This is a genomic window from Roseibium sp. JB4-4, assembly GCF_055693425.1.
The window spans coordinates 5326963-5342379 of record NZ_CM146333.1; the positions used below are offsets into that span (position 1 = coordinate 5326963).

19 protein-coding genes and 1 pseudogene are annotated in these 15417 nt (G+C 54.3%); 8 read left to right on the forward strand and 12 right to left on the reverse strand.

Features of this window, described 5'->3' with window-relative positions:
• Positions 1-141: 141 nt before the first annotated feature.
• Positions 142-267: pseudogene (locus ACZ1HV_RS25080) on the reverse strand (LysE family translocator); the annotation flags it as partial.
• Positions 268-667: 400 nt separating this feature from the next.
• Between ACZ1HV_RS25080 and ACZ1HV_RS25085 the strand changes: the two are divergent.
• Positions 668-1447, forward strand: a complete 780-nt coding sequence (locus tag ACZ1HV_RS25085) for a hypothetical protein (protein WP_298819242.1) — start codon at positions 668-670, stop codon at positions 1445-1447.
• 353 nt (positions 1448-1800) lie between these two features.
• Here ACZ1HV_RS25085 and ACZ1HV_RS25090 read toward each other — a convergent pair whose 3' ends face one another.
• From ACZ1HV_RS25090 to ACZ1HV_RS25130, 9 genes are all read right to left on the reverse strand, one after another.
• A complete protein-coding gene (locus ACZ1HV_RS25090) occupies positions 1801-2064 on the reverse strand; it encodes a hypothetical protein (protein WP_152500882.1) in 264 nt (87 codons plus the stop codon).
• Positions 2061-2525 (reverse strand): hypothetical protein, encoded by a 465-nt coding sequence (locus ACZ1HV_RS25095; protein WP_298819246.1) that lies wholly within the window; start codon positions 2523-2525, stop codon positions 2061-2063. Before ACZ1HV_RS25095 ends, ACZ1HV_RS25090 begins: the two co-directional genes overlap by 4 nt.
• A gap of 206 nt (positions 2526-2731) precedes the next feature.
• A complete protein-coding gene (locus ACZ1HV_RS25100) occupies positions 2732-3307 on the reverse strand; it encodes a dihydrofolate reductase family protein (RefSeq protein WP_298959664.1) in 576 nt (191 codons plus the stop codon).
• Positions 3304-3762 (reverse strand): SRPBCC family protein, encoded by a 459-nt coding sequence (locus ACZ1HV_RS25105; protein ID WP_472716664.1) that lies wholly within the window; start codon positions 3760-3762, stop codon positions 3304-3306. Before ACZ1HV_RS25105 ends, ACZ1HV_RS25100 begins: the two co-directional genes overlap by 4 nt.
• Positions 3759-4133, reverse strand: a complete 375-nt coding sequence (locus tag ACZ1HV_RS25110; protein WP_298959668.1) for an ArsR/SmtB family transcription factor — start codon at positions 4131-4133, stop codon at positions 3759-3761. The genes ACZ1HV_RS25105 and ACZ1HV_RS25110 overlap by 4 nt, the downstream gene beginning before the upstream one ends.
• Before the next feature lie 183 nt (positions 4134-4316).
• On the reverse strand, positions 4317-4598 hold the full coding sequence (locus ACZ1HV_RS25115) for a hypothetical protein (RefSeq protein ID WP_472716665.1): 282 nt from the start codon (positions 4596-4598) through the stop codon (positions 4317-4319).
• Positions 4595-5374 (reverse strand): MBL fold metallo-hydrolase, encoded by a 780-nt coding sequence (locus ACZ1HV_RS25120; RefSeq protein ID WP_472716666.1) that lies wholly within the window; start codon positions 5372-5374, stop codon positions 4595-4597. Before ACZ1HV_RS25120 ends, ACZ1HV_RS25115 begins: the two co-directional genes overlap by 4 nt.
• Positions 5375-5499: 125 nt before the next feature.
• Positions 5500-6774: a malonyl-CoA decarboxylase gene (locus ACZ1HV_RS25125; RefSeq protein ID WP_298819256.1), complete on the reverse strand. Its 1275-nt coding sequence runs from the start codon at positions 6772-6774 to the stop codon at positions 5500-5502.
• 95 nt (positions 6775-6869) lie between these two features.
• Entirely contained in the window at positions 6870-7256 is a 387-nt protein-coding gene (locus tag ACZ1HV_RS25130) for a YciI family protein (RefSeq protein ID WP_472716667.1), read from the reverse strand.
• A 104-nt stretch (positions 7257-7360) separates the two neighbouring features.
• On the opposite strand from ACZ1HV_RS25130, the gene ACZ1HV_RS25135 reads away from it, so the two are divergent.
• Genes ACZ1HV_RS25135 through ACZ1HV_RS25165 form a run of 7 tightly spaced genes read left to right on the forward strand, consistent with a single transcriptional unit; the run spans position 7361 to position 13276 of the window.
• Positions 7361-8242: a fumarylacetoacetate hydrolase family protein gene (locus ACZ1HV_RS25135; RefSeq protein WP_298959675.1), complete on the forward strand. Its 882-nt coding sequence runs from the start codon at positions 7361-7363 to the stop codon at positions 8240-8242.
• Positions 8239-8919, forward strand: coding sequence for a malonic semialdehyde reductase (locus ACZ1HV_RS25140; protein WP_298983994.1), 681 nt, complete (start codon positions 8239-8241; stop codon positions 8917-8919). The genes ACZ1HV_RS25135 and ACZ1HV_RS25140 overlap by 4 nt, the downstream gene beginning before the upstream one ends.
• 10 nt (positions 8920-8929) lie before the next feature.
• On the forward strand, positions 8930-9385 hold the full coding sequence (locus ACZ1HV_RS25145; protein ID WP_472716668.1) for an OsmC family protein: 456 nt from the start codon (positions 8930-8932) through the stop codon (positions 9383-9385).
• A gap of 30 nt (positions 9386-9415) precedes the next feature.
• Positions 9416-10501, forward strand: coding sequence for a C4-dicarboxylate TRAP transporter substrate-binding protein (locus ACZ1HV_RS25150; RefSeq protein ID WP_298819266.1), 1086 nt, complete (start codon positions 9416-9418; stop codon positions 10499-10501).
• A 30-nt stretch (positions 10502-10531) separates the two neighbouring features.
• Positions 10532-11092, forward strand: a complete 561-nt coding sequence (locus tag ACZ1HV_RS25155) for a TRAP transporter small permease subunit (protein WP_298959681.1) — start codon at positions 10532-10534, stop codon at positions 11090-11092.
• Entirely contained in the window at positions 11089-12396 is a 1308-nt protein-coding gene (locus ACZ1HV_RS25160; protein WP_298819270.1) for a TRAP transporter large permease, read from the forward strand. The genes ACZ1HV_RS25155 and ACZ1HV_RS25160 overlap by 4 nt, the downstream gene beginning before the upstream one ends.
• Positions 12397-12406: 10 nt before the next feature.
• Entirely contained in the window at positions 12407-13276 is an 870-nt protein-coding gene (locus tag ACZ1HV_RS25165; protein WP_298819273.1) for a dioxygenase family protein, read from the forward strand.
• Between the two features lie 155 nt (positions 13277-13431).
• On the opposite strand, the gene ACZ1HV_RS25170 is transcribed toward ACZ1HV_RS25165, so the two are convergent.
• Together ACZ1HV_RS25170 and ACZ1HV_RS25175 are read right to left on the reverse strand one after the other, a co-directional pair.
• The gene (locus ACZ1HV_RS25170; protein WP_298819275.1) at positions 13432-14112 is read right to left on the reverse strand and encodes a GntR family transcriptional regulator; all 681 of its coding nucleotides are present in this window, start codon (positions 14110-14112) and stop codon (positions 13432-13434) included.
• A gap of 124 nt (positions 14113-14236) precedes the next feature.
• Entirely contained in the window at positions 14237-15268 is a 1032-nt protein-coding gene (locus tag ACZ1HV_RS25175) for a M48 family metallopeptidase (RefSeq protein ID WP_472716669.1), read from the reverse strand.
• Positions 15269-15417: the final 149 nt, after the last annotated feature.

Genomic DNA, 15417 nt, shown 5'->3' on the forward strand with positions numbered 1-15417 from the left:
GGGCGCTAACGAAATTTCAGCGAGCGGGTCACCTCGCTCGCTGAACCATTTGAGAAGCCAACAGCCCCATCGATCGCTTGCTGGACACTGTTTCCGGAAGTGTCTCTTTTCATGTCCGGGAAAGTGCCTTGGGCCGCCCTGAGACAGAGCAAGCAAAGCAAAGAGAATACCTCCAGCACCCCTACCGAGCGCTGCCGCCTGACCATCCCCGCGTGAGTTGGCAATCGAGACGCGGGAAACCGGGACAAAGCTTGGACCCGGGCTCATTGCCCCAGAAAGATGGTTCCCAAAATACTGAAAAGCGCGATGAAGGTCGTCATGCGCGCTCAATGGTTTGTGCCCAACAAACCTGGCCCTGCGCAATGTGTCGGTCAAACCCGGCATCCTGGCTCTGATCGCGACGGCCTCAATGAGGATCTGCCTTTAATCAGGCAAAGGTCTGTTAATGTTGATCATCGGTATTTACCACAAGGTTCATTGATACTGGTATTTCTGGCGCCCCTAGACGTATTTTGTTTATTGCATGAGGCGACGCAGATACCGTGGAAAACGATCCGCTGTCATTTGCTGCCATATTGCAGCTTTAGCGGTCATTCAAGTTGCACGTCCGAAGCAGCGGGGTTGTTCTCTCTTGGACAAGTTAGCGTAACAGTTACCTGGTGGGCACATGGTCAAACTGAGATCCGAGGTCGATCCCATACGTTTGAAGCGCGCCTGGGGTGCGATCGACAGCGCGTTTGCAAAGCAAGGTCTTACGCTGCACCGGGGGCACGACTTCGATCAGATCGACAGAATGGCCGAACGCAGTGGGTTAAAGGTTCTCGAGGCACATTTTTCTCCGCGAACACAGACATTCTCCAGCGGTCGGGCGTTCTGGCTTGGGGTGACGGATGTGAAGGACAAACTGGTTGGCAGAGTGTGCGCACGCCTTGACCAGATCCGTCCTCCACAAACGCTGGCGGACTATTGGCGCAAGCATTTTTATCGCTGCTTTCCGGCAGAAACCGGCGGACAGGTCGAGCTGGCAGAAGAGCAGCCACGCTTTGCTGAAAAGATCACCGGGGACACGGTATATATGGGGGGCACGGAAGTGCGTCCGGAATGGCAGAACTCGCATCTCGGCGGCATGCTTAACCGCATCGCGCAGATTGAAGCGCTCGATGAATGGGACGCGGATTTTTACTACGGCTGGATGGAAAAGCGTGTTTTCAAGGACGGATTTCTAAGGTCGTGTGGCTTCACGCGCCTGCATGCAAATGCGGTGCGCTGGCAGGCCGGTGGACCCATCCCGATTGATAACGACCTGTACCTGGCCGGAAACGAGCGTGATGATGTTCTGGATATGATAGACCAGATCCTGAGTGCTCCTCCAAAAGCCATAGAAGACAGAATATCCGCTCAAAGCCTCCCGGCGTCCGAAACTTCAAAACCAGCCGCTCAAGAGTAAGGTCGGGTGTGTCTTCGCCCATCATGTCGCCGGTGCGCTGAATGTCGTACCAGGGCTCTCCACGAATGGCTGCATGATACCCGGGTGCCACTTTCCGCCGATAGTCCAGTGGCAAAGACGTCGGTTGGTCGGACGGCGGCAAATAGTTTCGGAATGTCGAATCTTTTCCAATGAGCGTGACCGGGGGCACGTCGTCGGGAATAAGGTCCGGACGGAACAGCATCAGCTTCTTGGAAAGATGCGTGACCTGGCTGTCCTGCAGGTAGATACCTTCGTTTTGACGCCAAAACTTGTAGAGAAATTGTGCTTCGTCACCTGCGGCGCCGCTTTCGACCCGGTCCAGTGATAGCTTCTTAACAAAGGAATTCATGTTCTCCGCCCTCGTTAAAAGGCAAGGTTGGCCGATAGCCGTTTTCGATCGCATGTTCGAAGATTTCGCGTTCCGCCAGTTCTGCCAGGTGCCGGCGTTCACTGTCACTCAGGTCTGTGACCTTGTCGTGATCGAATTCGTTCATGCAGTAAAAGTCCAGAATGTAAAGACAGTCATACTGGGCTGCGATGTGAAAGAGCTGCAGGAATGTCAATTGCTCCGCAGTAAAGTCTGCGTTGTTGTTCATGTAAGGTCCTTAATTTCCAAAGCCTCAGGCGTGCCCTGGACAGTCTTTAGAATGTGAAATGTCTGCTCCAGGCGCTCAAACGCGTTTGCACGCAAGGCGGCCGGCTTTCTGTTTTCCAGATCGCAGACGCGGTTATATGCAAAATCAAATAGCTTCTTTGTATCTGTTGGGCGTGCCGGCCCGTCGGAATTGTCATTCACGGGAACAGATGTGTTGTCTGCTGGCCTGACGGTCTTGGGCAGCGGAATGCCAAGTCCCTGATGCAACAGAAGTAGTTCGACCGCTTGCAAACGCTGATGGCCGTTTTTCAACTTCCATAGCTTTGAACTGCTTATCCCAAGTAGGGTATTGATTTGCTTATCGGAATGCTCGGCCAAAATTGCCAGAAACCAGTCGTGGACGAGCTGTTCCAGGTTCTGGACCGCCTCGGATTCGGCGTCTGTCTCAACTTGTAGCGACACGTGCGAGTTCCTGTGTCTAGAATCGATATTTCGAATTTGGTGTAATTTTGTCTAAAATAGACACGGGTTTTCAGAAAAAGCAACGCAACGTTTCTGTGATCGTGACTTAGAGTTCGAAACAATGCTTCAATGGTTAACGAGAAGGCCGCCGTTTCAAGGCGAGGTTCAGTCTGCGATTTGTAAGTTTAAATCGGCGGTCTTGTTGCTCAGCGTTCATAAATACTCATGACAACGCCCGACTGGGTGGCTTCCAGTTTCTTGAGCGTAAATCCACTCAAGGAGCCCGTTTCCTGGAAAAGACGTTTGCCGGATCCGGCAACGACCGGAAATGTCCAAAGCCGAAATTCGTCTATCAGGTCGTGCCGGGCCAGCAGCTGGATAAGTTGCCAGCTGCCATGTACCTGGAGCAAAGGCCCGGTTGATGCCTTCAGTCTTCTGATCGCTGTCACCGGATCGCCGTTCAGTTTTCGAGAATTCGACCAGGTCAACTCATCCATTGTTGTTGTTGCGACATACTTCCTAGCTGCATTCATGATACGGGCAGGGGTGCTGTCCTCCGCTTCCGGCCAGTGGCCGGCAAAAAGCTGATAGGTCTTTCGCCCGAACAGCATGTCATAGGTCTCGTTCATGGCCTCGCGCTGCACCTGTTCCATGACGTCTTGCCAGAAGGGCGCTGCCCAACCGCCTGCCTTAAAACCGCCTGATCGATCTTCATCGGGTGAACTGGGCGACTGCATCACGCCGTCCATCGTTACAAAGGTCAGAATTGCCAGTTTTCTCATGTCGCAGGTCCTTCGATTAAGACGTCGGTTAAAACGTCCAACGTGCTTTCCCAGCCCTCCTGGTGCACCGTGCAGGCCATGTCGTTGGGAATGCCTTCATGTACAATTTTGACTTCGGTGGTCCCGCCGGATTGTTCGAAGTGAAATGTGACGCGCATTGGTACTCCCGCGAGCGGGTCGGGAGCTTCCCAAACCCAGGTCATCCTGATTGCCTGGTCTCGCTCTATTTCTTCGAAAGTGCCCCTGACTACGGGTCTCCTTCCGTCGGGCAATAGCCAGGCCAGGCGATAGGTGCCGCCAATGCGAAATTCGTAAGTCAAAATCTCGACAGGTGTGTCCCGGTTTGGTTTGAACCATCTGGCAAGCGCGGAAGGATCGGCAAATGCTGAAAAAATCCGGCTGCAAGGGGCCGCAATTATCCGGCTGACGATCAACGGAATCTGGGGTTCCATCATTCTGTGACCTCGTCTTTTCGGTCCATTGACTGAAGCTCTGGTTGCGCTTCGGTAACGAAACATTCCAGGTTCTGAAGGGCACCTTCCCAGAACGTTCGATGCCGTGAAATCCAGTCTTCTGCCTGTTTCATGCTATCGGCGACAAGGTGGAAATGGTGGACGCGCCCGTTGACCTCCCGGCGAACAAGACCGGCGCTTTCAAGCACCTTCAAGTGTTTGGAGATTGTTGGTTGTGCGGCGCTGAATGGTGCACGCAGCTCTCCGGCGGACAAAGCTCCGCGGCTTGCAAGCATTGAAATCATCTCGCGTCGGGTTCCATCCCCCAGAGCATGGAAGGCACGGTCGAGGTTGTTTTGATAATGTATAGCCATATGGCTATATTATAGAAGCTGCTCAGTGCGTCAAGACCAGAGCGCCGCAATTGCAATCGGTAGGCCCTGAAGCTGGAAGGCACGCGTTCTCATCCGGAACGATGTGCCGTGGTGGGAGCTGATTAATCGAGAAGGAATTGGGCCTCGGCGCGAGTGCGTCCGAGGCCGATCTGAGACATCGGGTCAGTTGGAGGACGTCAACATCACGGAGGCGAGATCCTGACCAACGGTGGTTTCTCCTTCAAAACCACTCTTTGAAACCGCATCGCGGTAGTCGTCCTCGCTCAGCGCGCCGTTGGGCAGTTTATAGGGGCCCTGACGTGGTGCGCCGACTGGAGGGATCAGATGGGTCAGCATCAAGTGTTTGGCACCGGCCCGCTTGGCGAGATGGCCAAGATCGGTGGCATTGCTTTGCCTGAAGAATATCGGAGGTGGAAAACCTGTACCGCCGTCAGGACCCATCACAGGATGAATGGTCGAATGGACGACGATGTCCGCACCTGCTGCAAGCTTTTCAACCTGATCAGAGGTGGAGGTCTGGCGGGGGGCTTGCGTATGTCGTTACCGGCATCTCCGCCTATGACCACACTGCCGGCTGGCGTGTCGACACGATAGGATGCATGTCCGGCAATGTGAGTCGAGCGAATGGCGCTGACCGACACATCGCCTTTCGACCAGACTTCCTTTGCCTCATCTGTCGGTTTGAAGTCCTTGACGGTAATGAGTTCGGCCGGTCCGCCGGGCAAGCGTTTCTTGTTTTCTGCAAGGCGTTGTGCGATCTCGCCGGACTGGATCAGAGAATCGCCGATATGTTTGGCAAAGCGTGCGCAGCTCAATGAAAAGCCGAGCGGCGATTTCGTCTCCTCACTACAGACAAGGTCGACTTTCGGGCCACCGGAATTGAAATGCCAGCGCAATTGCATCATGTCGGCAAGACCTTCGGTGTGGTCTGAGTGCAGGTGCGTCAGAAAAACCGCATCGAGCTGGCCTACGGGCACACCGGCCTGACTGAGGCGCTGTGTGGTGCCGCGCCCGGTGTCGAACTGCAACCGAACGTCATTGCATTTGTTTTCAACTGAACCGAATTGCACGAGCGTTCCAGCGCCTGCCTGCCCCTTGAATACAGGTGGCCCACCTTGTGTCCCGGTGAGGGTTACTTTCAGGCAGCTTTCTGCCTGAGCGCCTGTGGCAATCAGCAGGCATGCACCTAAGAAAACGGCACCAACCAGTTTCCGTGTCATGTTCACCTCCCATCGATTTATGATTTATTATTCTAATAATATCGATTTTAAGTTTGTATGCAATATTACATCGACAACACGCGGTGCCGTCGCTACGGAAAGGTCAAGGATTTCAGGGATTGCCGTTAGGCAGCCGGTACTTGGTCCTGATTGCTCAAGTCCTGCTTTCTGGCTGAGCCATCCAACGAACGAATTTCCGAACTCGCTGCGATCTCCTGCCGCGTGGCAAAGCCTTCGTGGTTCTGAGGAACTTTGGCAAGGTCATATAGATAATTGACCATAACGCCAGCCGACTGGGATGTGCCCTTTTCGGAAAGATCAGCATCGGCATGAACTGCGTGAACAAGCGCGCCGTTGCCAAGGTGGAAGCGGGCGACAGGATCGAGCGGCAGGCCGTCCTTCCGTTTTGCAGACATAAGATAATGCGCGGCAAGCAGTTTGAGTTGCCTGGCGTCAGCTCCCTCGTATGAAATTCCCTCATGGGTCAGCCAGCGCGTGAGGCCAGGAATGGGTGACAGGGTCACAAAGGTCTTCAAATCCGGCAGCTCGGCGGCAAGATCCGTGGCCACTTGTTTGATTAAGGAATTGCCGAAAGAAATACCGGCGAGGCCTGCCTGACAGTTGGATATGGAATAGAAAACAGCTGTCCTTGCCTTTTCCGCCGTGATCGGTTCGCGGCCTTCTGCCAGCAAGTCCTGAACTGAACCTGGAATGTCGCTTGTCAGGGCCACTTCAACGAATATCAGGGGCTCGTCCGGCATGGATGGATGAAAGAACGCAAAGCATCTGCGATCGACCGGTGCGAGACGACGTCGCAGATCTTCCCAGCTACCGATTTCATGCACGGCCTCATAGGCAATGATCTTTTCAAGAATATGTGCAGGACTTTCCCAGCTGATCGGGCGAAGGACCAGAAAGCCCCGATTGAACCAGGACAAAAACAAATGACGAAAATCCTGGTCGAGTGCCTGTAGCTCGTGATCCGTTCCACCAAGCCGCAATAGATCCGCACGCATCTGAACCAGAATTTGCGTTGCCCCGGGTATCTGGTTCAAGCGGCGGATCAGTTCCTGGCGATCAGGTTCCACTGACGCCATGAAATCCCGATAGGTCTGTTTGCTTGGGCTGGCTTCATAAGCGTCCAGCGTTTCGCGCACCTGGTCCGGATCAATGTTCATGTCTCCGGCAAGATGATGGAAGAAGGTCAGCTTCCCCTCATCGGTCAGCTCCTGGTATCGCAACAGGATCTGGTCGGCAATTGTGAGCCCGGTGACATCACCCGTTGCGCCGACAAGCGCTTCAATGAGGTCCTCAAGCGAACGGCCGTCCAATTGCGCAGTTGGTCCTCTGAAATACCGGCGCTCAAAGATTGTCGACAGCAAATCGCCAAGAATGGTCATGGGCGGCTCCGATCGTCTGACGGCTCTGTTTTATAAGATAGGGGCGTTGAGGCAGCGCGGACACTCCCCCAAAAGGCAATGCCTCCTCCTGGGTGTCAGGAGAAGCTGACCTTCTTGCCGGACAAACCAACGGAAATCGTGAAACTGCCTTCATTGATCAGCCATCGGCGAATGGTGAAGGTTCTGACACCGCGCTTGTGCATTGGATCATTCTCGGCAAGCGCTTTTGCATCTTCAAGTGACGCTGCCCGATAAATGATCATGCCTTCGCCATTCATATCTTCACCTGTCGCGTCAGACACCGGTCCGGCAAAAACCAGTTTCCCATCCTGTTCGAGCTCGGCCTGATAGGCCAGGTGGTCCGGCAGTGTGCCCGGCAGGTCGACATCCAATCCAGCTGGTACGGAATTCACAACAAATAGCTCAAGTGCGAGCGCTCCGCGATCCTTGGCAACACGCTTGTAGTCTGCCCATTTTGGCATGATTGGTCTCCTTCTTTCTGGCACCTTAAAAAAATCGATATTATTTGACAATCTATAAGATAGTCGTCAAAGTATCAAAAATTACAGAAACACCGAGGCGTATAATGCGGTTTATTGTAGGGACAGGTTTGTCGGGGCAGGGTGTCTTTCTCGTCGATGGGGATTGGGCCTGGAACCTGACGGCGATTGACGGACGGGTTGGCACGGATCTGAGGCCGCTGATCGAAGGATTGGTGGATCTGGACAGCCTTGCAGGGCAAAAGAACAAGGTGGACGCTGAGCCGGTCACTTCCTTGACGCCTGGACTTCCGGTCACCCGCCCCGGCAAGATTATCTGCCTTGGTCTTAATTATGTCGACCACATCAAGGAAGGCGGCTACGACGTGCCGGTCTATCCGGCGCTCTTCATGCGGTGCAACACATCCATGATCCCAGCCGGTGCGCCTATGGTCCGCCCGTCGTGCTCCGAACAGCTCGACTATGAGGCGGAGCTGATGGTGATCATCGGCAAGGGCGGCAAGCATATCAGCGAAAAAGACGCCCTCGATTATGTGTTTGGCTATACTATTTTCAATGATGGATCGGTGCGGGAATACCAACGCAAGACCCACCAGTGGACACCGGGCAAGAATTTCGACGCAACAGGGCCGATCGGTCCGGTCATCGTGACACCTGATGAGCTGCCGGAAGGCGCTGAAGGGCTCAAGATTGAGTCTCGTGTCGGTTCTGAAATACTGCAGAGCGCATCCACGTCGGACATGCTCTGGAGCGTTGCGCGCACGATTGCAACTGTCTCGGAATTCTCAACGCTCGAACCAGGAGATCTTCTGGCCATGGGAACACCTCCGGGTGTTGGGCATGCCAAGAAGCCGCCACGCTGGCTACGCCCGGGTGAAACCGTTGAGGTCGAGATCGAAGGCATCGGTGTTTGCGCAAATCCGATTGTCGCGGAAGAGGACCAGGTGACGACGGAGGCGGCTGAATGAACATGATGGCGTCCAAGGCTCCTTCAGGCGAAGCGCTCGCGAAACTGAGGGCGGAAGCGCAAGCAACGATAAGAGAGCTGCGTGACCGGATCGAGACGCTTGACAATGACAGCATCGATCTGATCCTGCGCACAGCCCGTTCGCATTATGCCTGGCAGGACAAGCCTGTTCCGCGAGAATTGCTGGAAATCATTTACGACATCACAGCTGCGGGCCCGACCAGCATGAACTCATGCCCGGCGCGTTTCTTCTTTGTCGAAACGGCCGAAGCCAAGCAGCGTCTGGCCAAGTCGCTGAAGGACAAGAACATCGACAAGATGATGTCTGCGCCGGCTTGCGTGATCATTGCGCATGACGTCGATTTCTGGAAAGAGCTGCCTTATCTTTTTCCTCATGAGGACCGGCGGCCACATTTCATGGACAAGCCGGAGCATTCCGAGGTGACTGCCTTTCGCAATGGAACCCTGCAGGGCGCTTATTTTATGATTGCGGCGCGTGCAGTTGGACTGGACGTTGGCGCCATGTCCGGGTTTTCCAATGCGATAGTCGATGAAGAATTCTTCTCGGGCACATCTCTGAAATCCAATTTCCTTTGCAATCTCGGTTATGCAGACGAAACGGCTCTGTTTCAGAAATTGCCAAGGCTGCCGTTCGACACGGCCTGTAAGTTTCTGTGAGGTTAAGTCTGTGGCCTTGAGGGAAAAAACAGTCGTCAAACTCCGGGTACAGGCAAATGGCCTGTCTCATTCGCGGGCCGATATCGGCATTCGTGATGTCAGCTATTCGATTGATGAGCCGGTAGCACGTGGCGGGACCAATCTTGGACCTGCGCCGACCGAGGCAGCCCTAGGAGCACTGGCTGGGTGCACCAATGTCATCGGGCATAAATGCGCTGCGAAACTCGGCGTCGATATCGGTCACCTGGAAATAGAAATTACCTGCGAATTCGACCGCAGGGGCGTCACGCTGGAGGAAGAGATTGACGTTCCCTTCGTTGCATTGCGTCAGGTTGTGAGCGCCGATGGAAGTCTTTCAGAAGACGATCTTCGGCTGGTCGGCGATGAAGTCGCAAAATACTGTCCCTTGTCCAAACTGTTCGAACAGTCAGGGACCAAACTTGAGACGATCTGGCAAAAAGCCTGACGGTCTCGCTTTCTTTGGGAGGAGAATGCCATGATTGGAAAACTGACAAGACGGAGCGCCTTGGCGCTGGCTTTCCTGAGTGCAACAGCAGTTCCGTCCTTTGCGACGGAAACGATCAAGGCTGTGGTCATTGACGGATATCCGGCTAGAGCGCTTTGGGTGAAGGAGTTCACAAACTTCTTTATTCCGGAAGTCGATAAACGTCTTGCTGAAACCGGCAACTACAAGATGGATTGGCAGGAGAGCTATGGCGGTTCCATTGTCAAACCGAAGGGCGTTCTGGAAGGTGTGAAACTCGGGCTGGGCGACATCGGTATCGTCACGACGATTTTCCATTCCTCCAAGTTGCCAAGTCAGGCGCTTGCGGCCGTAACACCGTTCATTGCTCCCGATTCCCGGGCGGTTGCCAAAGCGGTGGATGAGATTGCCAAGGAATTCCCGACGATGCAGAAGGAATTCGAGGCACAAAACCAGGTTTATCTGGCAACCGGCGTAGTGCTTGATACCTATCAGCTGTTCTCCAAGGAACCGGTCAACTCGCTGAAGGATATCGAAGGCAGCAAGGTTGCAGGAGCCGGCATGAACCTGCGCTATCTTGAAGGCATCGAAGGTGCTGCAGGTGTACGTGGCGGTCTGACCGACTTTTACAACATGCTGCAGACCGGACTGGTCGACAATGCGATGCTTTGGCCGGAAGCTGCGAAAACATTCAAGATCGCGGAAGTGGCTCCATACATGCTGAAAGCCGACCTTGGTGCTGTGAATTCCAAGACGATCACGGTCAACAAGGACTATTGGGATGGCTTGCCGGACGAAGTGAAAAATGTCCTGCAGGACGTGGCTGTTGAATATCGCGACCATGTTGCCGGTATTGCCATGGACAGAGCCGATGCAAGCCGTTCGGCCTTTGTGGAGTCTGGCGGGACCGTCGTTGACTTGGACGCGGCTGAGCGGAAAAACTGGGCGGAAGCCATGCCGAACATTGCCGTCGAATGGGCCGCAGAGCTGGATTCCAAAGGTGAACCGGGCAGCGATATGCTGAAAGCTTATATGACGAAGCTGCAGGAAGCCGGGTACTCACCCGTCCGCGACTGGTCCGCAGAGCTTTCCCAGTAAAGCGCAGACTGCGCAAAGTGGAGCGCCAGAATGTTACGTCCAATTCTTTCTGGCGTTCGCGCCTTCTCCAAGCTTGCCAACTGGGTGGCCATGGGTGCCAACGCAGTTGGCACCCTCATCGTGCTCGCCCTTATCATGGTGGTGAATTACGACGTCGTCGCACGCGGTTTGTTCAATGCACCGTTTCGCGGCGCTGTCGAAGTCGTTCAGTTCTCCATGGTGCTGATTGTCTTCCTGCAACTGCCTGACGTTGTGAGAATGAACCGGCTCACCCGGTCGGACGGCTTTCTGACAATCCTTCAGGCAACCAGGCCGAAACTTGCTGAATCGATCAGGCGGATCATCAACTTTGCCTCAGCTGTGTTCATGACGCTGGTTGCCTATGCAATCTGGCCAGAATTTCTGGAAATGTACGAGACACAGGACTATTTCGGCGTTCCGGGGATCTTCACAGCTCCCTGGTGGCCGCTGAAACTTGCCATATTCCTGAGCGCAGCTCTGTGCCTGATCTTGTTTGCTCTCAAGGCCCTGACCGGTGAGCGGTCCACCGACCCTGTCCGTTACACCAAACAGCCAGAGGATAACGCGTGAGCCCTTTTGAAATCGGCATACTGTCCGTCATCGCGATTGTCGTACTGGTCTATCTCGGTGTTTACATTCCGATCGCGCTTGGGCTGGTGTCCTTTGTCTCGATCGTCTTGATGCGGGACAATTTCGATCTTGCCGTCAATCTGCTCAAGATCGCGATTGGCGACAGTGTGATGGAATACACATTCGCCACCGTTCCCCTGTTTACCTTTATGGGTCTGATTGTCTCCAAGGCCGGGCTTGGAGCCGACATTTATGCGGTGATGAATTCGGGCTTCAAGAAGGTCAAGGGCGGCATTGGCATGGCAACAGTCGGCGCCAATGCGGTCTTTGCTGCCGTGACCGGATCCTCGATCGCCTCGGCATCGGTGTTTTCAAAGGTCTCTGTGCCGCAAATGCTGGCCTATGACTATAACCCGCGCTTTGCCGTCGGCGTGGTGGCAGGGTCTTCGGTTTTGGGCATGATCATTCCGCCTTCGGCCATGCTGATCATCTATTCCTTTGTTGCCGAACAAAGTGTCGGCGACATGTTTCTGGCAGGCGTGGTGCCGGGCCTTCTGCTGGCAGCTGCCTATGTGATCGCCATCTTTCTGATGGGCCGATTTGCACCCGCTTATGTGGGGGGACGGCCGGCGGAGGAAACCGAATGGATGTCGCCTTGGGAAATTGCGGAAAAGACCCTGCCGACGCTGTTTCTGATTTCCGTGGTTCTGGGGGGCATCTACACGGGTTGGTTCACGCCTGTTGAAGCCGGTGCCGCCGGTGCGCTTCTGGGCCTGGTTATCGCCGCCTTCCGGCGCCGTCTGTCGTTGCAATCGCTTTGGAGCACGCTTCTTGAAACGGGCCATATCACGGCTTCCATCCTGTTTCTGATTACCGCCGCTTCGATCTACAGCCGCATGCTGGGCCTTGCTGGCCTGCCGAATGAACTTGGCGACCTTTTGACCGAAACCCAGATGAGCTTTTTCTGGGTTATGGTCATCTACGTGGCGCTGATGATCTTCCTCGGCACTTTGTTGGACACAGCCTCGATCATCCTGATTGTCGTGCCGCTGTTTTTGCCTCTCGTCGAACCCATGGGACTGTCTCTGATCTGGTTCGGCATTGTCACCGTCGTTGGCGCCGAGATCGGTCTGCTGACACCGCCTCTTGGCATATCCTGCTTTGTCATCAAGGCAACGCTCAACGATCCGCGGATCTCCCTCAAGGATGTCTTTATCGGAGCGTTTCCCTTTGCAGTGGTGATGCTGATCGTTCTCATTATTCTGATCCGCTGGCCTTCTCTGAGCCTGGCCATACTGAACTAGGAGCTCTGTCATGCGTCACGTGACCAAGGACAACATTACTGACGTCTTCATGAGCTATTTCGGGCCCGACACGGATCCGAGATTGAAGGAAATTCTGAAGAGCCTCGTTACACATCTGCATGCCTTTGCAAAAGAGACCAACCTGACGCACGCAGAATGGCAGAAAGGGATCGAGTTTCTTGAATGGGCAGGCGATATCTCGGACAAGGAGCGCCATGAATTTGTGCTCCTATCAGATGTTCTCGGACTTTCGTCTCTGGTCGATATGCTTCATTCAAACCCGCAAGGCACGTCTTCAAGTGTGCTCGGACCGTTCCACATTACCGGTTCGCCGCCGCTGGCAATTGGAGGAGATCTCAGGCAAGACTTCAACGAGCAGGTTCTGCTTGCCAAGGGAACCATTCGGGATGACAAGGGCCAGCCGATCGAGGGTGCTGAACTCGACATCTGGCAAACGGCGCCAAATGGGCTTTACTCCAGTCAGGACCCTGATCAGGACACTTATTCCTTTCACGGCATTCAAACGACCGGCAAGGACGGACGATACGCTTTTACCACCGTCAAACCGGTAAGCTACACGGTTCCAAGTGACGGTCCGGTGGGCGACATATTAACGGCAAGCGGGCGGCACCCGTGGAGGCCCTCGCATCTCCACTATATTGTCAAAGCGCCAGGTTTCCGGCCGCTCGTTACGGAGATCTTCCCCGACGACGATCCCTACCTGGACCAGGACACGGTTTTTGGCGTACGTGCTGACCTCGTCATGACCTATGTCGAAGAAGCTGCCGGAACCTTTCCGGCGGAAGGCTTCGAGCTGTCCGGAAAAGTGGACGGACCGTATCTTGTGGCAGACTTCGATCTGGTGCTTGTTCGAGAATAGGGCTTTCAAAAGGCGGCATCAGGCTCAAACGAAACCCTGTGCAGTGAGCGCGGGTCAATGAGGCCTGACGGCAGAAGACGAGCATTTCAGCGTCGAGCCTCCGGGCGACCAAGCTGAAGAAACATACGGCAATATCACCGCTTTGCTTTTTGCGCTTATTCAGCAGCTTCGAGCGTAAAGTGCCTTTCCAGGAATGCGCCTGTCCGCTTGTAGTGATCCAGAAGCAGGGCGCAGGCTTCGTCCGCATCGCGATCGACCGCCGCGTTCATGATATCCTGATGCTCCTTGCCGATATCCCTCTTGGAATAGTTCAGCGCTTTGCCAGCTAGATACCGGTAGCGAATGTTGAGATCGTAAAGCTGGTTGCAGAACTTGAGCAGCACCGGCGAGTTGCATGCGCTGATGAGGTTCATGTGAAAAGCCTTATGAAGCTCCTCAAACCGCTCCACGTTGGCGCGCGGTTCGCGTATCATCCGGTGGTGGCTGATCACGAGCCGGTCTTCCCAAGCCTGATCTGCGACAGCCAGGCTTTCACGCATCGCCATCTCCTCAAGTTGGCAACGCAATTTCAGAATTTCGCTGAAGTTGTGCGGGCTGATTTCGGCGGTCCGGAAACCGCGCTGATCAAGGCGTTCCACCAGCAGGTCCGAGACCAGCAAAGTCAGCGCTTCGCGAATGGGAGATCCACCCATGTCGAGGATCTTGCGAAGATTCTCGATCTTCAGCTTCTGGCCAGGAGGCAGTTCTCCTACCAGGATCATTCGCCTGATGGACAAATAAGCGCGTTGCGTCGCAGAAGGCTCTTGTGCCGGATCAATGTGGGTTTGAATATTCATACCTGATAATATCGATATTATGGCTGTTGCGCCACTTTTAACTAGAAGTATTCCAGGTAAGGTCAAGCGAATCTGATAGGGAAATCGCCAATTTAAGCAATTGCATGCTGATTTTCAGTGCAGATCAGTTTTGAGCCTGATTCTCAATCAGAGTCTTGATGGCGGCTTTCCGGTCAACCATCCCGGGATGAGTGGAAAGAATATCGGTTCTCTCGCAGGATTCTCCGCAATCGGCGAGGACTTTGTCCAGGAGGCGCGTGACCGCGAGAGGATCTCTGCCTGATTTCAGCATCAGGTCAACGCTCACCCGGTCCGCATCGTGCTCGAACTCACGTGAATAGGCTCTGGATTGCAGAATGCCTGCCTGAGCGACCAATTCATCCAAGAGCTGACCGTCATCGCCCGTAACAGCGCCGACCAGCAGGTAAAAACCGGCAATTCGATAAATCTGTTGAAGAGAATGCTTTTCGGTGACATGTCCTATTTCGTGAGCAAGCACACCGGCCACTTCATCGAGTGTCTCGCTGAATTTGATAAGCTCATCTGTAACGACGATCGTCCCACCTGGCAGGGCAAATGCATTGGCGCCGAATACGCCACCTTTTCGAAACTCCAGTTTCATTCTGTCCGGTTCAAGGTCCGCGGTCTTCAGCAATTCCTCGAAGACAGTCTGATACTTTTGCCTTTCTTCGTCCGGCAATTCGGACGCAGAAAAGACAGACCTGTCGAGGGTCTGGAGAGTGCCGTAGTCGAGGATATCGGAATAAACAGTCGGAGTGACATGTGCCGCTGCCAGGGCGGCCAACGGCAAACCCCAACGATAGGCACTGAAGACGACGATAAGACACAGGACGAAGGCGGCTGCGGCCCACTTCAGTGAGCCTTCGAAACGGTTCAACTGGTCGACGAAACCGCCCTTGTGCCCGAAAAGCTCGTCAATACCGGCGTCGTCGTCGGTTTCGAAAACGGCTCCACCAGCGAAATAGACCTTCCTTGAAAGTCCATGAAGCTTGTCGCTGATACGGTCAAGTTCAAGCATTCTCGTGCTGGGCTGTCCATCGATATCGACAAGGATCAGCTCCCCGGTTTTTTTAATCTTTGCCGGGAGGCTTTTGGCCTCGCCGCTTTCGAAAAACTTGCCGTTTACTGTCTGCATGTTTGTTGGTTGCCGGTCTGGTTTGGGTACGGGCTCATAAATCAATTCTATCAGGCATCAATCAGGCGCGGACATCCGAGGAGAACCTGCAGGGTCATGCTTATGTATGGCTCAAAGACGTTGACACTGCAGTTCAAGACCTGATTGGC

What these genes read in the sequence shown, in the direction of transcription:
- ACZ1HV_RS25175 (WP_472716669.1), bottom strand. Translation starts at nt 15,268, where the DNA reads ATGCAGACAGTAAACGGCAAGTTTTTCGAAAGCGGCGAGGCCAAAAGC.
- ACZ1HV_RS25125 (WP_298819256.1), bottom strand. Translation starts at nt 6,774, where the DNA reads ATGACCATTCTTGGCGATTTGCTGTCGACAATCTTTGAGCGCCGGTAT.
- ACZ1HV_RS25110 (WP_298959668.1), bottom strand. Translation starts at nt 4,133, where the DNA reads ATGGCTATACATTATCAAAACAACCTCGACCGTGCCTTCCATGCTCTG.
- ACZ1HV_RS25130 (WP_472716667.1), bottom strand. Translation starts at nt 7,256, where the DNA reads ATGCCAAAATGGGCAGACTACAAGCGTGTTGCCAAGGATCGCGGAGCG.
- ACZ1HV_RS25135 (WP_298959675.1), top strand. Translation starts at nt 7,361, where the DNA reads ATGCGGTTTATTGTAGGGACAGGTTTGTCGGGGCAGGGTGTCTTTCTC.
- ACZ1HV_RS25085 (WP_298819242.1), top strand. Translation starts at nt 668, where the DNA reads ATGGTCAAACTGAGATCCGAGGTCGATCCCATACGTTTGAAGCGCGCC.
- ACZ1HV_RS25120 (WP_472716666.1), bottom strand. Translation starts at nt 5,374, where the DNA reads ATGACACGGAAACTGGTTGGTGCCGTTTTCTTAGGTGCATGCCTGCTG.
- ACZ1HV_RS25105 (WP_472716664.1), bottom strand. Translation starts at nt 3,762, where the DNA reads ATGATGGAACCCCAGATTCCGTTGATCGTCAGCCGGATAATTGCGGCC.
- ACZ1HV_RS25170 (WP_298819275.1), bottom strand. Translation starts at nt 14,112, where the DNA reads ATGAATATTCAAACCCACATTGATCCGGCACAAGAGCCTTCTGCGACG.
- ACZ1HV_RS25165 (WP_298819273.1), top strand. Translation starts at nt 12,407, where the DNA reads ATGCGTCACGTGACCAAGGACAACATTACTGACGTCTTCATGAGCTAT.
- ACZ1HV_RS25090 (WP_152500882.1), bottom strand. Translation starts at nt 2,064, where the DNA reads ATGAACAACAACGCAGACTTTACTGCGGAGCAATTGACATTCCTGCAG.
- ACZ1HV_RS25155 (WP_298959681.1), top strand. Translation starts at nt 10,532, where the DNA reads ATGTTACGTCCAATTCTTTCTGGCGTTCGCGCCTTCTCCAAGCTTGCC.
- ACZ1HV_RS25100 (WP_298959664.1), bottom strand. Translation starts at nt 3,307, where the DNA reads ATGAGAAAACTGGCAATTCTGACCTTTGTAACGATGGACGGCGTGATG.
- ACZ1HV_RS25150 (WP_298819266.1), top strand. Translation starts at nt 9,416, where the DNA reads ATGATTGGAAAACTGACAAGACGGAGCGCCTTGGCGCTGGCTTTCCTG.
- ACZ1HV_RS25140 (WP_298983994.1), top strand. Translation starts at nt 8,239, where the DNA reads ATGAACATGATGGCGTCCAAGGCTCCTTCAGGCGAAGCGCTCGCGAAA.